An 18,290-nucleotide genomic window follows, 5' to 3' on the forward strand; every position below is an offset into this window, starting at 1 on the left:
AATGGCATATGTAATTAATTTGTTATCAACACGGTCTTAATTGTATCAACTCACACTTTAGAATCGATTTTAGTCGCCGATGGCATTAATGTGTTAACGCATTAACTAATTATTTAAAAAATATAACAACAGGAATAAAACATGAAAAAACTTTTACTTGGCTCAGCACTTGCTGCAGCAAGTTTTACAAGCACCGCTACTATAGTTGAAATGAACACGAGCCAAGGTGTCATAGAAATTAACCTGTTTGATCAACAAACCCCCAAAACAGTCGCAAATTTTTTAAGTTACGTTCAAGACGATTCATATAACGAAACAGTAATTCACCGCTCTGTTAGTAACTTTGTTATTCAAGGTGGTGGATTTACATTTTCTGATTCGCTAGATGCGATTACTACAAAGCCTGCTGTAGAAAATGAGCCCGTTTTTTCTAATGTTAAGGGCACCATTGCGATGGCTAAATTATCGGGTGATGCTAATAGCGCAACAAGTCAGTGGTTTTTTAATATTACAGACAATAGTGCAGCACTTGATACGCAAAATGGTGGCTTTACTGTGTTTGGACAAATTACTGCAGCAAGCCAATCAACTTTAGATAAAATTGCAGCGTTAGTACACTGTGGTGAAACACCCGTGGTTGATATTACTGCTGAGCAATGTGCAAGTACTGATGTAACAATTAGTAGTGCTAACTTAGTGACTATTCAAAATGTGGCGGTAATGGATGATGATCCTAATTCAGCAGCAGGCCTTACTGTCACTGAAAATACGTTAATTGATTCTGACACATCAACAGGTTCTAGTAGCAGTTCTGGCGGCGGGTTAATTTGGCTTTTAGGTGCTTTTTTACTTGCGGTACCTCGTTTAAAACGTGCTAAATAATTAAAATTAACGGTAATGTGGATGGCCTAAACCAGCCGTCCACATTACTATTATTAAACTTTGCAGTTTAAAATAGTACTCGCCAAACCATTGCTAGCCAAATTGAAAACACACAAATACAACCCAGTAAAAATACTTTAAAACGTGCGCGTACGTTATTTTCACCTAAATGAATAACACTGTGCACAATACGTGTTGCTACAAATAAACAGGCCAGTATTGCCACAAGTGTACTGGTGCTATTTAGTTGCAGTGCAAGTAAACATCCCGCGTAAAAAAGCACAGGTATTTCAAACTGATTTGAAAAGTTTCTATCTGCCACCCTAATAGTGTCGCCAGCCTTATCTAACTGCATTGTTTTAAAATCACTTAAATCTAGTTGTTTGTTTTTAGCCGCGGCAAAGCGCCTTTTACCCATAATGAGCATGACAACCAGTGAAAGCGTAACTTGTGCAAACATGGCAAGTATAATGATTTTTTCCATTGTTTTTCCTTATTATTTAGAATTTGCGTATTTTTTGATATTGAATGATTTTTAATCTCGCAAGGTTGGCAGACTCCCAACTAATATCCGATTATGAAGACATTTTTCACAATGTGTTACACAAAATAGCGTTATTTTGTAGAAAGTTATTAATTGAAAATGTTAGTTTAGCTTAACTATATTGCTTTGAATTGGCGCACGCTATTTTGCGCAATACTTTTTAATGGAAAACAAAAATGAAAAAGATTATTGGTTTTAGTGCTATCGCACTTGCAGTTTTAAGTGGTTGTTCAAATACGGCTTCGGTTTCAGTGGCGCCTCAGGCCTCTTTACTATCAGATACGTTAGTCGTAAGTCCTAACGATAACCGCGAATATAAAACACTTAAGCTGGCAAACGACATTGAAGTAATTTTAGTGTCAGATCCAGGTGCTGAAAAATCAGCAGCGGCACTCAGCGTTGGTGTTGGTTTACTGCACGACCCAATGTCGCAACAAGGTATGGCGCATTATTTAGAGCACATGCTGTTTTTAGGCACAGATCGCTACCCAGACACAAAAGGGTATTCTGATTTTATGACCAAAAATGGTGGCGCGCACAATGCTTACACGTGGCTCGATATTACTAATTACATGTTTAAGATTAATAACGACGCGTTTGATGAAGGGCTAGACCGTTTTGCTGACTTTTTCAAAGCGCCTAAGTTATATCCAGAATACACAGATAAAGAAAAAAATGCAGTGAATGCAGAGTGGTCAATGCGCCGCGAAATGGACTTTTTTGGACAATTTAAACTCGCGCGTAAAATGATGGGCGATCACCCCGCTAATCGTTTTTTAATTGGTAACCTAGAAACCCTTGGCGATAAAGAAAATAGTTCACTTCATAAAGAAACGGTTGATTTTTATAATAAATACTACTCTTCAAATATTATGAAAGTTGCGCTTATTTCTAATTTACCTATTGCTGAAATGGAGCAAAAAGCGCAAAAATACTTTGCTGACATAAAAAATAAAAATATCGAAAAACCAACAGTGACTGCAAAACTTGATTTTGATAACGCTGGCGGAAAACGCGTGTTTTATGCACCAAATGAAGATGTAAAACAGCTGCAACTTGATTTCACCATTGCTAATAATAATAGCGAATTTGCACTTAAACCAAACCGATTTGTAGCGTATTTACTAAGTAATGAAATGCCGGGCAGCCCAGCGCAACTTCTTCGTGACAAAGGGTGGGTGTCTCAGCTTTCAGCTTCAGCTGCACCAAATCAATATGGCAACTACGGTTCGTTAAATGTAAATGTAGAGCTTACAGATGAAGGCATGAAAAATCGTGACGAAATAGTTGCAACTATCATGCAGTACATCGATTTAATTAAAAAAGAAGGCGTTGATAGCAAGTACTTCAACGAAATTCGTACTTCCCTTAATAACCAGTTTAAGTTTTTAGAAAAAGGTGATGAGTTTAATTATGTAAGCTCGCTTACGCAAAGCATGCAAGACTATCCGTTAAATCACGCTATTAATGCACCTTATTATTATGCAAAGTTTGACGCTGACGCTGTAAACAATGTACTTGAGCAGTTAAATGCCGACACCCTTCGTATTTGGTATGTATCGCAGCAAGAAGAGACAGACTCACAACTACACTTTTACGACGGTAAATACCGCATCAGTGACATTAGCGATGATGAAATTGCCAGCTGGAAAAAACCAAGCAAACTTAAGTTAGCACTACCGACTGTAAACAATTTATTGCCTGAAAATTTTGCAATAAAAACGCAAGCATTTAAAGAGCAAAAACACCCAGAACTTGCTTACGATAAAAATGGTGTAAAAGTATGGCGCCAAGCAAGTCAAAAATTTGCAGAGCAGCCAAAAGGGCTTGTTGAAGTTTATATAAATACTCAACCAGGTTTGAACGATATCAAAGCAGAAGTCCTTTATTCTGTTTGGGCTGATTTATATAATATTCAACAAAGTCAGTTAAGTACCGAAGCAGCAATCGCCGGTATGAGCGTAAGTTTAGCACCGAGTAATGGTCTTGTTTTATCTATGAGTGGTTTTACAGACAAGCAAGATGTATTGCTTAAACAAGCTTTAACCGGATTAAAAGCCGATGAAACAGCACAAGCATTTAGCCAAGCGGTAGATCGCTTTAAGCGTAGTTTACTAAACCAACAAAAGCAGTTTCCGTATGCACAAGCATTTGGCGAGTATTCAAAACTAACGCGTACAGGTGGCTTTGATACAGATGCGCTTATTAAAGCCGCTGACTCACTGAGTGTTGCCGACTTAGCACAATTAAAATCAGCTACGTTTGCACAAAACGATTTACGTGTATTTAGTTACGGTAACTACGATCAGCAAGATATAGACGCGATTGCAGACGAATTAAGTGCAACATTACCAAGTAATCATAAGCGCAGTGAATTTGCACGAAGCAAAGCGTGGTTGCCACAACCGGGCGAAACGCTGGTATTACAAAAAGATATCGATGTAGCCGATGTAGCGGTGGTCGATATGACCGTTCACCCTGTTGCGGGTTACAAACAAAAAGCAGAAGCAGCTGTATTACAAAGCCACTTTAGAACAGTTGCGTTTGATAAAATGCGTACTGAGGAGCAGCTTGCATACGCAGTAGGTGCGTTAGCTCGCCCAATTGAAGATTACTCAGCAATTGGTTTGTATATTCAAACACCGGTTAAAGGACCAAAAGAAATACAAGCTCGTTTTGATAAATTTAAAAAAGAGTACGCAGTTGAACTTGATAACATGAGCGAAGAGACTTTTGAGCAGCTTAAAAACTCTACCCTTGTATCACTTAAAGAGCAGCCTAAAAACTTAAGTGACGAAATGAGCCCACTTATAAACGATTGGTACCGTGAAAACTTTACCTTTGATTCTAAGCAAAAGCTGATTGATGAAGTTGAAAAAGTAACGCTTGCAGATATAAAAGACTACTATAAGCAAACAATGCTTAACCCTAATGCTGCACGTTTAAATGTGCAATTACGCGGGACTAAGTTTATAGAAAGTGACTTTGCCGATTTACCAAATCAAACTAAAATCACAACGCTTGATGCCTATTACAATGGTATTAAACTACAAAAATAAGCTTTATTTATACAGCTAAAAATAAACCCCAATGTATTACTACATTGGGGTTTTTATTTATTCAGCTAATTTAAGCCATTATTAAAAAGCCTATAACAGCTAATGCCGCAGCAATTAGCGTGTAAGGCAATTGTGTAACGGCATGGCTCATTAAATTACAACCAGAACCTTGCGCTGCGAGTACGGTTGAATCTGAGTAAAAACACGCTTGGCTACCAAAAGAAGAAGCTGATAATAGCGCACCAATGACTAGTGGTATGTTTGCATCAACCGCATTTGCCAGTGGCATAACAATGGGAATTGATACAGCAAAAATACCCCAGCTAGACCCAGTTGCAAACGCTAAAATAGCCATTGAAATAAATACCACGGCTGGTAAGTATGCAGCGGTCATATAAGGGCTTAAGCTGCCAATAACAAACTGAGGCAAACCAATTAAGTCGCATACATCTTTAAATATAAACGCAGCTATAACAGTACCAATCGCGGGGATCATACTTTTAAAGCCATCAAGCATGCGTTCAATCATTTCACTTACGCTCATTAATTTTTGTAGAGCATAAAACGGGAGAGTGACCGCCATTGTTGCTAATAAGCCTTTGTATACGTCTATTTCAAAGTAAACAGTAAATGCAACCAGTAAAATAATCGGCACCAAAAAGTTACGTAATTTACCTTTAGGATCAGCATCTTCAAAGTTCTCTTCTACGGCTTTTACTGCATATTCATCCGCTGTTTGAACATCATTGTATTGGGCTGGATCAACTTGAGCTTGCTCAATTTGTGCCATTTGCTCTGCTTTTTTCATTGGACCAAACGCAGGAATAATACCCAGCACAACAAGTAAAACAACAAGCACTGCAAACCACGCATAAAACATATACGGTATGGCTTGGATATAAACCGCAATCCCTTTGCCTTCTTCAGCAATACCGTTATCTACAAGTAAGCCACCAAAAAAAACCGCCCAGGTAGATAAAGGGACAAGTACACAAATTGGTGCAGCAGTAGAGTCTACAACATAGGCAAGCATCTCACGGCTCACTTTAAATTTATCGGTAATGCGTTTCATGGTTTCACCCACGGTAAGCGCATTTAAGTAGTCATCAATAAAAATAACTACACCCAAACAAAAGGTCATAAACAAAGAAGAACGCTTACCTTTAGTGTATTTAAGGGCTAACTTGCCAAAAGCCGATGCGCCACCTGTACGCACTAATAGCGCGATTAAAGCGCCAAAGCCACCACATACAAGTATTAGCCAGCCGATGGTTTCGTCTGTCATCACTTTTAGCGATGTACTCGAAAAGTTAGTAAGTACTTGTGCAGGATCGGCGATAACTAAACCAACTAAAGCACCAATAAGTAAAGATAAAATAGGGCGGCGTAATACAACAGCCAATACAACTACCACTAACGGTGGCAGTAAACTTAACGCAGAAGGTTCAAGCATTTAAGTATTCACAAAATTAAAAGCATGTATAAAAATTAAAATAGTATTAATTTTTAAACTGCTTATACAAAAACAAAGAAGATGATAAGTTTGTTGTTAAACCATCTTCCAAGTCACTGCTTTTGTACGCGAGGGAGGGACACATAAACAGTTATGTTAAATAGCAGCTTAAGTGAAACGCGTTGGCTTTGGCGCCAGACGGTGCAAGGAGTGCAAACCGCTATTGTTGTGCCTGTAAAAACATCGGCGCAAAAATAATCTGCTTTTTAATTTCAGTCAACAAAAAGTTACATGCAAAACAAAGTTTTTTAGAGGAGCTTACATTGAACGCTGTATTTAAAACAAATCGATTGTTGTTGCGCCATGCAAATGAGCTTGATGCAGCTATTTTACTTAAGCTAGTTAATCAAGCGAGCTTCATAGAGCATATTGGTGATAAAGCAATTTATACCCTTGATGATGCCAAGTCGTACATTATAGGGCCTGTTTATCTTTCGAGGTTAAATTTGCAGCAGTATGTTTGGTATTTAGGCAAGGCAGAGCCTATGTAGTGTGGTTATTCCCCATAAATAGGCGATAACAAAGCATAAATGCCAAACATGCGCTGCCCGAAGGGTTCTACCTAGGGGCAATTAACTCTTTGTTGCTCGGTTTTTACTTAGCCCACTAGGTTACAAACCTCACGCCGCGATTAAATCGCCCCTAGATTGAACAGATTTTAATCCTGAAAGGTCAACAGGCCCTAGTCATTTATTGCTTCTCATGTACGCCAAGGCTTTGGGCCTTACATTATTACTTTGCATAATGCTGTAGTGGTTGGCGTTGTTGGGTTTTATAAACGCGCCGCGTTACTGCAACCTGATTTAGGTTTTGCACTTGTAAGCGGTTTTGAAAAAAAGGGTTATGTTTTTGAAGCGGCCAGCGCACTTTTGCAACATAAGCATGAATTTGGAATTACAAAACTGTGTGCAATAACATCACCAGATAATAGGGCATCGCAGAATGTGTTGTTAAAATTGGGTTTTAAAATAGAGGGCAAGGCGGTTATCAATGATGATAAAACCGCCGTGATTATATTGTCACTTAATGATTAAAGTCTTGCTTGTTCTATTTGTTTTGCAACATTTAGGTTTATATTTAGCCATGTTGCTTCAAGTGTCGAAACCAGGCCGTCATAGCCATCATCACCAATAGGCACTAGGTTTGAAAAATTATGAATACTTATAAGACGTCGGCCTGTTTCAGGGTGTGTGTAATATAAACGCCAAAGCCCAGAAATATCAGCGTTACCTTGCATATCGCCATTAAAGTGGTGAATTTCGTATTCAAGCTCATAAAACGTTTGTTGATCAAGTTCAGTAATGACCGGTAAGCCTTTTATTACCATCCAGTTGGGCATAGCATTAAAAAGTGTTTGCTGGGCTGTTGCAGTAAGCATTACATCCGGCGATTCGCCCCACAGGTTATAATTTGCAGCATGAATTTGGTTGCTATCTACTTTCATAGCAATGCCCAAATTATTTAAAGCGCCTCTAAGTACAACAGTTTGTATTCTTAGTTGCGCATCTGTATCTGCAACGTTTCGAGACGATGCACCTATAGGCTGCTCAAACTGGTAATACTGTGTCGCAGTTTGTATTGCTGAACTACAACCTGCCAATAGTAATAATAAACTTGCGGTTAAAAATAACGATTTCATTATTGCTTCCTTGGTTTTGGATCTGCTGGTAATGATTTATCAAAAATTAGCATATTAGGTTGCTCGTTTAATCCGCGAGTTAGAGGCTGTAGGCCCTCACTTAAACGTTTAAACTCTTTTAATGTTTGCTGTATTTGATGATGAAGTTCAGAACCGGCTTGGTAACTGGCCATGGTTTTATCAAATTGGCGCATAGTTACTTCAAACTGCTCCATACTTTTTGTCATCTTTTCGAAATTACGATTAAAGTCACCTGGTAAGTTTTGTGTATCCTTTTGGCTTAGTAGCTCTCGCATTTCATTAGCAAGCGCTCGGTAATCGGTAAATGTGGCTTGCATTTGTGCTAAGCTATCTTCAACTTTTAAGTTATTTACCTTATTAAGTACGTCAGAGACTTGGTCTGCTAATACGGTTATGCCGCTAGAAATACTCGGAAAAACATCATACTGCACAAGTTTACCTAGGTGTGCTTCTGGCGCGTCGGGGTATATATCAAAATCTACATACACTGCACCCGTTAATAAATTACCAGGCTTTAACGAGGCGCGCATACCACTTTCAATCCAGCCTTTTAAACTACCTTGCCAATACTCTTTAGCTGAAGCACTGTCATGATACAAGCGTCCGTATTCTACTTTTATAAGTACTGGAACCGCCGTATTATGGTTTCTAAAGTGGGCAGGTTTACCGTCAATAATTACATTGGCAGGGGTTTCAACAACAGTACCTACACGCATACCTCTATATTCGACAGGAGCACCTGTGCGTAGTCCTCGAACTGATTGTTCAAATTCAATGAGGTAGTAATCAAAATCGTAAAAGCGCTCTTCTAGCGCTTCTTTATAGCTTTGGCTTAATGAAAAGCTATGCCCATCTTGTGCTATTTCACCCGGGGCCTGTTGCTCAGGTAAGCCAACCGAAATGCCGCCTTTTAAAAGTTTACTTAAAGAGCCCGTATTAATATTGATGCCATCGGCAGATAGGTCAATTTCAATCCCTGCGTTCACCCAAAAAATAGAGTTCATGGTGATGAGATTTTGATAAGGTTCTTTAATAAATACGCCGTACTTCATTGCCTGGTTTTCCCAATCAAAAGTGGCGGTTTCTATTTGACCTATTTTGTAATTTTTGAAAAATATACCGGTACTCACATCAAGCACTTCAGCGTTATAACTCATTAATTTGAAACGACCACCTTTCACATCTTTACCAATGAGGGCGGGCTCATCTTGTAACTTAAAACGCTCTTTTAGCTCTTTACTTTCACCGGGTGAAAACTCTAAATATACACCAGACAATAGCGTACTCATTCCGCTAATACCCGTTTCATCAATGCGTGGTTTTACGACCCAAATTTTGGCATCATCAGTTAATAAGTTATTGTAGTTTTTGTCTATTTGCGCACGGGCAATAACGCTGTCTTGGGTGTCTGATAGTCGAACATGATCAATTTGACCTATTTTTACACTGCGCACTTTTATTTCAGTTTTACCTGCAATAATGCCCTCAGCTTGTGGCATTTCGATAAAAATTGTAGGGCCTTTATTAGCTTGGTATTGGTATAACATCCACATGCCCACTAACAGCGCAATTGCCGGAATGATCCAGATAGCGGAAATTTTCGGTTCTTTTGTTATTTCGGCAGTTTCGGTCATGCTTTGTTCTCTGATTTTTTGTTTTTAGGGGAATCCCACAACAAGCGTGGGTCAAAGGCATGGGCAGCCATCATTTGGCATATTACCATAACTGTAAAAAATACAATGCCTAATCCTGGTGTTACTGACATTAAATTACCCAGTTGAACTAAGGCAACTAAAATAGCAACCACGAATACATCTATCATCGACCATTTTCCAATAAACTCAGTCAGTTGATAAATTCGGGTGTAACTTTTTGTATGTTTATTGGCAGGCCTTGTAACCATAAAGCATAAAAAGCTCAATACAAATGCCTTAGCAAGCGGTACAACCACACTGGCTAAAAATATAATAGCGGCAATAGGGTAGGAGCCACTGTTCCAAAGAGTAATAACACCACCAATTAAAGTTGAAGGTGATTCATCCCCAAGGCTAGTGGTGTGCATAATAGGTAAAACATTTGCTGGAATATAACAAACAACAGAAGTAATTAGCCAAGCTGCTGCTTTTTGTACGCTATAAGGGTTTCTGACGTGTGTTTTTGTATGGCAACGCTGGCAAATATTACCGGTACATAGTTGATGGCAGACATGGCAGGCTTTAATATTTTCATCTATTGCACGTTTAGCATGCTCTGCGCCTTCGAGTACTTTTACAGGCTTTATTTGAGCCCATAAGCGTGGGCGATTTAAGTGAACAAGTGCAGCTATGTATAAAATAACAAACCCCACATAAGCCCAAAAACTCGTGCCGAAGCTAATATCAGCCAGCGACATGATTTTAACCATACTAACAAGTACGCCAATTAAAAATATTTCCGACATAATCCAAGGCTCTAACGCCAAAGTGAACTTTAGTAGTCGCCTTGCAATGCTCTCTGGTAATGCTTTTAAAAGCCCAAGATGCAAAGGAATTAAAATAACAAGCAAACCCATGGGCAGGGCAATAATGCTCAAATCAATAAATAACCCAAGTAGTTCACTATCATAATTAAACAAAATTCGAGCCGCGTCGGGCAGTGTAATAGTTTGAGTTATACCGCTACTACTAAATGAAATAAAAGGGTAAAACATACTGCTGAGCAACATTAATAGTGCGCTAAAGCTTAGTGCAACTATGCGACTGTCGTGATTAACATCGGCTTCGCAAAGTTTATGGTGACAATGTGGGCATATCGCCATTTGTTTTGCGATTATGCGAGGTATATCTATGATCAGATCACAACAGGGGCAGACAGTTTGCAATTTAATACCAAGCAAGAAGAATATTTCTTCAATTTTGCTATATTTAATACATTAATACAACGCGTTCTGCCATCAAGCTGCTCGTTATATAAAAGAAGCGTGTGAAATATTATTTGTACTGCATATTAATGTGGCTCTTTATTTTCTCGCAAAATGCTGTGGCTATTAATAAAGAGCGAAAAGTAATTATCGCCGCGAGCGCATCAATCCCGCCCTATGTTTTTGCAAAAACAGACTCGGGTATACACCTAGGTTTAATCAAAGCCGCGTTAAAGGCTAATGGATTTGCCAATATTAATGTGCAATATATGCCGAATAAACGCGCTGAGCATCAATTGCATAATAAAGGAGTGGATATACTTTTAAATTATGCAGGAAGAAGTAGTCCTGGTATTTACCCAAGTAAACCGGTACTTCGTTATGAAAATGTAGCCATTACACTCAAGCGAAATAAATATAATATTGATGAAATAGAAGGCATGTTTAATAAAAATGTTCTTGCTTTTCAAAATGCAACTGCATATCTGCCTTCTATATTTAAAAGTAATGTTAAACACTTTAGCTCATATCAAGAGGTTATTAATCAAAAAGCGCAAGTAGATAAGCTGTTAAAAGGTTGGGTGGATATAATTGTGTTAGATAAGCGTATTTTTTACTATTACTACAATCAACATAAATCACCCGAAGCTGTGCAAATTTACACTTTATTTCCAAAAGCAGAGCGACCTGCTTATTTTAATAACTTCTCTTTAGCTACTGAGTTTGATATTGGTTTGGCGCTCATCAAGCAAAACGGTACTTATAAAAGAATTGTTGATGAAGGCCAAACCCATTCATCAATCAAATAACGCCACTGTTTGACGTGTAAGCGCTATTAGCTCACCGGATTGTGACCATATACAGCCATCTTCTAAACCATAGCCATCTTTTGAATGATGAGTGATTGCTTCAAAGCCAAGCCATTCTCCAGGTGATAAGTTTGGCTCTTGTACAAACTCTAAATACCATGACATGCTGCTAGCTGGAGCGGGTTGTTTAAACATTTGTAATAACGTAGGTGGCCATGCATCTGTTAATGCAATTACATGCGCTTCTGTTATTTGCTCTGGGGTGTGCTTAAAGCGCATCCAGCCCCCTAAGTGAGAAGTTTCTGCGCTACTAAATGGCATGGCACCTTGTTGAGGGCATAAATCAACATGTTGAAAAAATTCAGGCATTTGGCCTTTAATAAAAGGTAGAGTATGGCGCTCGTCTACCGGTTTTAACCCTAAAGACTTTGAAACAGGCACATTTACACCCGACTCTCTACTTTTAGCAAAACACGCTTGTACAATTACACACACTTGTTCATTTTGAATCGCTTTGGCGAGTACCTGTGTGCTGCTTTTACCTTGTCGTAATATTTCTACCGATAACGAAAAAGGAGTATCAGCTAGTAACGGCCCTACAAAATTTGTACTGAGTGAGAGTAGGCGACGATCATTAGATACTTTTCCTCTGATAGCTTGATACAACAGTGCGGCTGAGAGCCCACCAAAAGCAGTTCTGCCTTGGCACCAGTTTTCTGGAAATTGCATTGTGCTAGTTAATTGTTCGGTATTGTCTGAACTTACAATTTTTGTAGCTTGGAGAAGTAATTGTTCAAAATGCATGAAGATGTCCTTTTATAGTGCGATTTAATAAATTTATAACACAACCAAACTAGTCAGACCAGTAATTAAAAACGTCTCTGGCGGTGCAAAAATCACCATTCCTTACAATTATTAGGGTTATTTTGTAAATAAATCACAAAAAATGGATTTTTTTTCATTTTTACAGTTGAAATAAGTTTGGCGCATCCCTATTTACTATGTCATCGAACGTATTAACGAATATTGAAGTTGGAGAAGTTTCATGGGTAAAATTATTGGAATCGATTTAGGTACTACAAACTCTTGTGTTGCAGTACTTGATGGTGGCAAAGCACGTGTTATTGAAAACGCGGAAGGCGATCGCACAACCCCGTCTATTATTGCTTACACGCAAGACGGCGAAACATTAGTAGGTCAATCTGCTAAGCGTCAAGCGGTTACTAACCCGACAAACACATTATTTGCAATCAAGCGTTTAATTGGTCGTCGTTTTGAAGACGAAGAAGTACAACGCGATATCGGCATTATGCCGTTTAAAATCATCAAAGCTGATAACGGCGATGCATGGGTAGAAGCGGGTGGCGAAAAACGCGCTGCACCACAAATTTCTGCTGAAGTACTGAAAAAAATGAAGAAAACGGCAGAGGACTTCTTAGGTGAAGAAGTAACTGAAGCTGTAATCACAGTACCTGCATACTTTAACGATTCACAACGTCAAGCAACGAAAGATGCTGGCCGTATTGCGGGTCTTGAAGTTAAGCGTATTATCAATGAGCCAACTGCTGCGGCACTTGCTTACGGTATGGATAAAAACCGTGGCGAAAACATCGTTGCAGTATATGACTTAGGTGGCGGTACTTTCGATTTATCAATCATTGAAATTGATGAAGTTGAAGGCGAGCACACTTTTGAAGTACTTGCTACAAACGGTGATACTCACTTAGGTGGTGAAGATTTCGATAACCGTGTAATCAACTACCTAGTAGCTGAATTCAAGAAAGATCAAGGTTTAGATTTAAAAACTGATCCTCTTGCAATGCAACGTGTTAAAGAAGCTGCTGAAAAAGCAAAAATTGAACTGTCATCTGCACAATCAACTGAAGTAAATCTTCCGTATGTAACTGCTGATGCATCTGGTCCTAAGCACATGAACGTGAAACTAACACGTGCTAAGCTTGAATCACTAGTTGAAGATTTAGTAACTAAATCTCTAGAGCCTCTTAAACGTGCACTTGCTGATGCTGATTTATCAGTAAGCGACATCAACGATATTATTCTTGTTGGTGGCCAAACACGTATGCCTTTAGTACAAAAAACAGTTGCTGATTTCTTCGGTAAAGAACCACGTAAAGACGTAAACCCTGATGAAGCAGTTGCAGTAGGCGCAGCGATTCAAGGTGGTGTACTTGCTGGTGACGTTAAAGATGTACTATTACTAGACGTTTCTCCATTATCTCTAGGTATTGAGACAATGGGCTCAGTAATGACTGCATTAATTGAGAAAAACACGACGATTCCTACTAAGAAATCGCAAACATTCTCAACAGCTGAAGATAACCAATCTGCTGTAACAATTCACGTGTTACAAGGTGAGCGTAAACGTTCAAGCGACAATAAATCTTTAGGTCAATTTAACCTAGAAGGTATTCGCCCAGCACAACGTGGTACACCGCAAATCGAAGTAACATTCGATGTTGATGCCGATGGTATCTTACATGTATCTGCAAAAGATAAAGATACAGGTAAAGAGCAAAAAATCACAATTCAAGCATCTTCAGGCTTAAGCGATGAAGAAGTTGAAAAAATGGTTCGTGATGCAGAAGCACATGCTGAAGACGATAAAAAGTTTGAAGCACTTGTAGCTGCTCGTAACCAAGCTGATGCTCTAGTACACGGTACTCGTAAGCAAATTGAAGAAGCTGGCGATGCATTACCAAGCGAAGACAAAGAAGCGATTGAAGCGGCTGTTGTAGATTTAGAAGCTGCTATTAAGAGCGACAACAAAGAAGAGATTGAAGCTAAAACTCAAGCTCTTGCTGAAAAGTCTCAAAAACTAATGGAAATTGCACAAGCGAAAGCACAGCAAGGTTCAGCAGATGCAGGCGAGCAACAGCAATCAGCTAAGCAAGACGACGACGTTGTTGATGCAGAGTTCGAAGAAGTGAAAGACGACAAGTAATTGTTGCTAACGCTTCTCGCTAGCCAAAAACACTTAACTCAATCGAGTGTTTAGGTTAGGATGAACAATTGAGGCGCGCGAGCAATAGCTTGTCGCGCCTTTTGCATGTATTTAAGGTTTAAAAATTCAATGATAAATCGATGCGATTTATCGGTTTATCCAGCAGCTCACGCTGCAAACAGAAAAGAGTAGTGTGATAGATATGTCAAAACGCGATTATTACGAAGCCCTCGGCGTAAGCAAAGATGCGAGTGAGCGAGACATAAAAAAAGCGTATAAACGCTTAGCGATGAAATATCATCCAGATCGTACCGCAGGCGATAAAGAGCTTGAAACTAAATTTAAAGAAGTTAAAGAAGCTTACGAGATTTTAACTGATCCTCAAAAACGCCAAATGTATGACCAACATGGTCACGCGGCATTTGAGCAAGGCGGTGGCGGTGGTCATGGCGGCTTTGGTGGCGGTCATGGCGATTTTGGTGATGTATTTGGTGACGTATTTGGCGATATTTTTGGTGGCGGTGGTCGACGTCAATCTCGTCAACAACGTGGTTCTGACTTACGTTACAACATGGACTTGAGCTTAGAAGAAGCGGTTCGTGGTAAAGAAGTTGAAATTAAAGTGCCAACATGGGTGGGTTGTGAGCCGTGTGATGGCAGTGGTGCTAAAGCAGGTTCAAAGCCTAAAACATGTACTACATGTCATGGTGCTGGCCAAGTACAAATGCGCCAAGGTTTCTTTGCTGTTCAGCAAACGTGTCCAACGTGTCAGGGACAAGGTCAGATTATTTCAGACCCTTGTAACAAATGTCATGGTCAGGGCCGCGTAGAAAAAACTAAAACGCTTTCAGTTAAAATTCCAGCGGGCGTTGATACAGGAGACCGTATCCGCTTAACTGGTGAAGGTGAAGCCGGAATGCACGGCGCGCCATCTGGCGACTTGTACGTGCAAGTATCTGTTCGCGAACATGAAATATTTGTACGTGAAGCAAATAATTTATACTGTGAAGTACCAATTAGCTTTACAACAGCAGGCCTTGGTGGCGAAATTCAGGTGCCAACACTTGATGGTCGTGCAAAACTTAAAATACCTTCTGAAACGCAAACTGGCAAAATGTTCCGTATGCGTGGCAAAGGCGTTAAGTCTGTTCGAAGTGGTGCCCAAGGCGATCTAATTTGTAAGGTAGTAATCGAAACGCCAGTTAATCTTAACGAGCGTCAACGTGAACTACTGCAAGAGTTAGATGAAAGTATGGGTACAGATAGCTCGAAAAATCGTCCTAAAGAGCAAGGCTTTTTTGACGGTGTTAAAAAGTTTTTTGATGATTTAACTAAGTAAATTTAAATTATTAATAATGAAACGGCGCTTTTTAGCGTCGTTTTTTTGCTTTAAATTTTATTTTTGTTACTGTTAAAAAAAACACGATTAAATAGTATGACCCCAGCAATCGAATTACTTAAAAAACAAAAAATCCCCTTTGAAGTACTCAGTTACGAGCACGATGCAGGTAATAGTCAATATGGGCTTGAGGCTGTAGAAAAGTTAAATTTAGATAGCGCCCAAGTTTATAAAACACTTGTTCTTGAAACGCATGAAAGGCAGCTAATTGTTGCTGTTACTCCTGTGTCGCAACAAGTTAACTTAAAACAGTTAGCAAAATTATGTGGTGCCAAAAAAGTAGCCATGGCTGCCCCGCAAAAAGTTCAAGCTAGCACGGGTTATATTTTAGGTGGAGTCAGTCCACTTGGGCAAAAAAAACGCTTAGCTACGTTTATTCATAGGAGTGCTTCACTTTTTGATACTATTTATGTGAGCGCCGGAAAGCGAGGTTTAGAAATCGCACTCTCCCCAACTAATTTAGCGGCGTTAACTAACGCTAAATTTGGCGATTTATAGACTTTATTTTTAAAATCACTCTCCATAAAGGCAATTAACTCAAGTTGAGCAATTTGCTCAATATCCTATTTGTAACTACATTGAGAGTATCTTTATATCGTTAATATTTAATACCAAACGGTATTACACATTTTGTATACGGCTATTTGTATGAACCTTTTAGATGTGGACTATTTTGCAGTACTGATGGCTGCACTGTCTTCTTTTATGCTTGGCGGCATATGGTACTCAAAAGCACTTTTTAAAAACGCTTGGCTAGAAAGTGTTGGCTTAACTGACCTTGATTTACAATCAGCCAATCCTAAGTTGATATTTGGTGGCAGCTTCTTTTTAGTATTTATAGCGGCTTTAATGTTGTCTCTATTTTTAGGTAAAGACGCAAGCTTAGTTGAGTGCATAGGCACAGGCTTTGTGATCGGCTTTTTTTGGATCAGTAGTTCACTAGGATTAAGTTATATATTTGAGCAACGCCCTTTAAAGCTATTTTTAATTAATGGGAGTTACTGTATTTTACAGTTTTCGTTAATGGGGCTTATTTTAGGTATTTGGCCGTAAGGGTTGAGTAGCCGTTAATGCCCGGTTTGATTCTTACCTGAGAGTAGAGTAGGTTTATATAATCGTATTTACATGATTTGGTAGCGGTATTAATGAAAATATTAGTAGTTGATGATATGCCGCTCATGCGTCATGTTTTAATTAATATGCTAAGAAAATTGGAGTATTGCAATATCGTTGAAGCTACAGATGGATTACAAGCTTTGGCTTTATTGCGTGACCAACATTTCGATTTGGTTATTACAGATCTTCATATGCCAAAAATGGATGGTGTTGATTTACTCACAAACATTCGAAAAGACAGAGCCCTTGCCGGTATTCCTGTGTTGATGGTTACCTGTGAGGATAGTACAGATAAAGTTAAGCAAGTTATTGCAGCTAAAGTATCGGGGTTTATAATCAAACCTTTTAACATGAATGTACTATCATCTCAATTAAACCGCTTCTTTTTCAAAGATTAGGTTATATTTTTCATCATCATTAAATTATTATGAGCTCACTTTAGTATCCATACCGCGTAAAAATTTTACAACCCAGTGGTCACCTTTATCTACCTAATACCAATAAGCAATAATACCTAATCATTTTGCGAGGCTAAATGTATCTCTCCCTGTGTTAAAAAATTCTCATTTAGAACAGTTAAATAGCGAATTTTCGCCTAGCTATCAACACGTTTTTCTACCCTCTAAATAGATCACTTAATTAAACGAATTGCTATAAACTGGTATCATAAAGAATAATTTTTTATATAGTACAGCAGGACTTAATGGCAAAACCTAATAAAAAAGGCCCCACTAAAACGGTCGATATTTTTTGCTCTGCTTGTAAAGCTTCCTTATTTAAATATCGAAAAGGAGGCAAAGGAGCATTAGTTAAGTGTTTTAAAGAGCGTATTAGTCAAGACTTTACACAAGAGCCCTGTATTTGCCCTAACTGTAGTCGGCCTTTTGCCCGAGAAGCGATTATTCGTGGTGCGCCTGCCTATAAAATAATTGGTGGCAAAGTAACGTTTAAATAATTCAGATACAGTTAAATTTATTCATACGGACATATGGCCTTGTTAGAATTTACCATATTGATAGAATCGCTCGGTTTGCTGTTTCAATGAATGAAAAAATACCCTCCCCATGGATCGGGCCAGTTTATTGGGTTATTTAAAAATGGATAAAGGATAGTTTCGTGATAGCACTCTTATTTGACATCATAGGTATGACAGGTACTTTTTTAGTAGTTGGTTCATTTTTCTTACTGCAGCTAGGAAAAACGTCCCCATCTAGCCTAACGTATAATATGATGAATTTAACAGGGGCGATTTTGTTGTTAATTAGCCTTTGCTATAACTTTAATTTAGCTAGCTTTGTGATAGAAATATTTTGGATAGCTGCTTCATTAATTGGTTTATACAAATACCTAAAAAACAGATCAGCTTTAGCTACAAATTAATAACGTATTAATTTTGTTCTAAACCTTAAACACTGCAAGCACACCTGTTTGCGGTGTTTTTTGTTTT

The 18,290-nt window shown here is 38.7% G+C and carries 18 protein-coding genes; 12 read left to right on the forward strand and 6 right to left on the reverse strand.

Going from position 1 to position 18,290, the window contains the following annotated elements:
- The first annotated feature begins 141 nt into the window (after positions 1–141).
- On the forward strand, positions 142–882 hold the full coding sequence (locus tag AC5NT5_RS19095) for a peptidylprolyl isomerase (protein ID WP_138490388.1): 741 nt from the start codon (positions 142–144) through the stop codon (positions 880–882).
- A gap of 67 nt (positions 883–949) precedes the next feature.
- Here the strand turns inward: AC5NT5_RS19095 and AC5NT5_RS19100 are convergent, their stop codons facing one another.
- On the reverse strand, positions 950–1,366 hold the full coding sequence (locus AC5NT5_RS19100) for an MAPEG family protein (RefSeq protein ID WP_494513805.1): 417 nt from the start codon (positions 1,364–1,366) through the stop codon (positions 950–952).
- Between the two features lie 236 nt (positions 1,367–1,602).
- Here AC5NT5_RS19100 and AC5NT5_RS19105 point away from each other — a divergent pair, with 236 nt between their 5' ends.
- Positions 1,603–4,485 (forward strand): insulinase family protein, encoded by a 2,883-nt coding sequence (locus AC5NT5_RS19105; RefSeq protein WP_494513806.1) that lies wholly within the window; start codon positions 1,603–1,605, stop codon positions 4,483–4,485.
- 70 nt (positions 4,486–4,555) lie between these two features.
- Here the strand turns inward: AC5NT5_RS19105 and AC5NT5_RS19110 are convergent, their stop codons facing one another.
- Complete coding sequence (locus tag AC5NT5_RS19110) at positions 4,556–5,938, reverse strand: Na+/H+ antiporter NhaC family protein (RefSeq protein ID WP_494513807.1); 1,383 nt, start codon at positions 5,936–5,938, stop codon at positions 4,556–4,558.
- Positions 5,939–6,261: 323 nt separating this feature from the next.
- Between AC5NT5_RS19110 and AC5NT5_RS19115 the strand changes: the two genes are divergently transcribed.
- Both AC5NT5_RS19115 and AC5NT5_RS19120 read left to right on the forward strand, forming a co-directional pair.
- A complete protein-coding gene (locus AC5NT5_RS19115; RefSeq protein WP_370626123.1) occupies positions 6,262–6,489 on the forward strand; it encodes a hypothetical protein in 228 nt (75 codons plus the stop codon).
- A gap of 201 nt (positions 6,490–6,690) precedes the next feature.
- Positions 6,691–7,032: a GNAT family N-acetyltransferase gene (locus tag AC5NT5_RS19120; RefSeq protein ID WP_310736084.1), complete on the forward strand. Its 342-nt coding sequence runs from the start codon at positions 6,691–6,693 to the stop codon at positions 7,030–7,032.
- On the opposite strand, the gene AC5NT5_RS19125 is transcribed toward AC5NT5_RS19120, so the two are convergent.
- From AC5NT5_RS19125 to AC5NT5_RS19135, 3 genes are read right to left on the reverse strand one after another with little or no spacing between them, the layout of a single operon-like run.
- Entirely contained in the window at positions 7,029–7,637 is a 609-nt protein-coding gene (locus tag AC5NT5_RS19125; RefSeq protein ID WP_494513808.1) for a PqiC family protein, read from the reverse strand. The genes AC5NT5_RS19120 and AC5NT5_RS19125 overlap by 4 nt on opposite strands.
- Positions 7,637–9,292, reverse strand: a complete 1,656-nt coding sequence (gene pqiB / locus AC5NT5_RS19130) for an intermembrane transport protein PqiB (protein ID WP_494513809.1) — start codon at positions 9,290–9,292, stop codon at positions 7,637–7,639. Before pqiB ends, AC5NT5_RS19125 begins: the two co-directional genes overlap by 1 nt.
- Entirely contained in the window at positions 9,289–10,455 is a 1,167-nt protein-coding gene (locus AC5NT5_RS19135; protein ID WP_239022739.1) for a paraquat-inducible protein A, read from the reverse strand. The genes pqiB and AC5NT5_RS19135 overlap by 4 nt, the downstream gene beginning before the upstream one ends.
- 164 nt (positions 10,456–10,619) lie before the next feature.
- On the opposite strand from AC5NT5_RS19135, the gene AC5NT5_RS19140 reads away from it, so the two are divergent.
- Positions 10,620–11,366, forward strand: coding sequence for a substrate-binding periplasmic protein (locus tag AC5NT5_RS19140; RefSeq protein ID WP_518528060.1), 747 nt, complete (start codon positions 10,620–10,622; stop codon positions 11,364–11,366).
- Here AC5NT5_RS19140 and AC5NT5_RS19145 read toward each other — a convergent pair.
- On the reverse strand, positions 11,355–12,170 hold the full coding sequence (locus AC5NT5_RS19145; protein WP_494513811.1) for a thioesterase family protein: 816 nt from the start codon (positions 12,168–12,170) through the stop codon (positions 11,355–11,357). The genes AC5NT5_RS19140 and AC5NT5_RS19145 overlap by 12 nt on opposite strands.
- Before the next feature lie 241 nt (positions 12,171–12,411).
- On the opposite strand from AC5NT5_RS19145, the gene dnaK reads away from it, so the two are divergent.
- The 7 genes from dnaK to AC5NT5_RS19180 all read left to right on the forward strand — a co-directional run bounded on the left by dnaK (position 12,412) and on the right by AC5NT5_RS19180 (position 18,223).
- A complete protein-coding gene (gene dnaK / locus AC5NT5_RS19150; protein ID WP_494513812.1) occupies positions 12,412–14,328 on the forward strand; it encodes a molecular chaperone DnaK in 1,917 nt (638 codons plus the stop codon).
- A gap of 202 nt (positions 14,329–14,530) precedes the next feature.
- Entirely contained in the window at positions 14,531–15,667 is a 1,137-nt protein-coding gene (gene dnaJ, locus AC5NT5_RS19155; protein WP_182737520.1) for a molecular chaperone DnaJ, read from the forward strand.
- 96 nt (positions 15,668–15,763) lie between these two features.
- A complete protein-coding gene (gene ybaK, locus AC5NT5_RS19160; protein WP_341601047.1) occupies positions 15,764–16,225 on the forward strand; it encodes a Cys-tRNA(Pro) deacylase in 462 nt (153 codons plus the stop codon).
- 150 nt (positions 16,226–16,375) lie between these two features.
- Positions 16,376–16,780, forward strand: a complete 405-nt coding sequence (locus tag AC5NT5_RS19165; protein WP_341601045.1) for a DUF1761 domain-containing protein — start codon at positions 16,376–16,378, stop codon at positions 16,778–16,780.
- Positions 16,781–16,872: 92 nt separating this feature from the next.
- The gene (locus AC5NT5_RS19170; RefSeq protein WP_182753265.1) at positions 16,873–17,241 is read left to right on the forward strand and encodes a response regulator; all 369 of its coding nucleotides are present in this window, start codon (positions 16,873–16,875) and stop codon (positions 17,239–17,241) included.
- A gap of 305 nt (positions 17,242–17,546) precedes the next feature.
- A complete protein-coding gene (locus tag AC5NT5_RS19175) occupies positions 17,547–17,798 on the forward strand; it encodes a hypothetical protein (RefSeq protein WP_024595559.1) in 252 nt (83 codons plus the stop codon).
- Positions 17,799–17,959: 161 nt separating this feature from the next.
- Complete coding sequence (locus tag AC5NT5_RS19180; protein ID WP_024595558.1) at positions 17,960–18,223, forward strand: CBU_0592 family membrane protein; 264 nt, start codon at positions 17,960–17,962, stop codon at positions 18,221–18,223.
- Positions 18,224–18,290 lie beyond the last annotated feature (67 nt).

The organism is Pseudoalteromonas sp. J2K-J599, assembly GCF_059295115.2.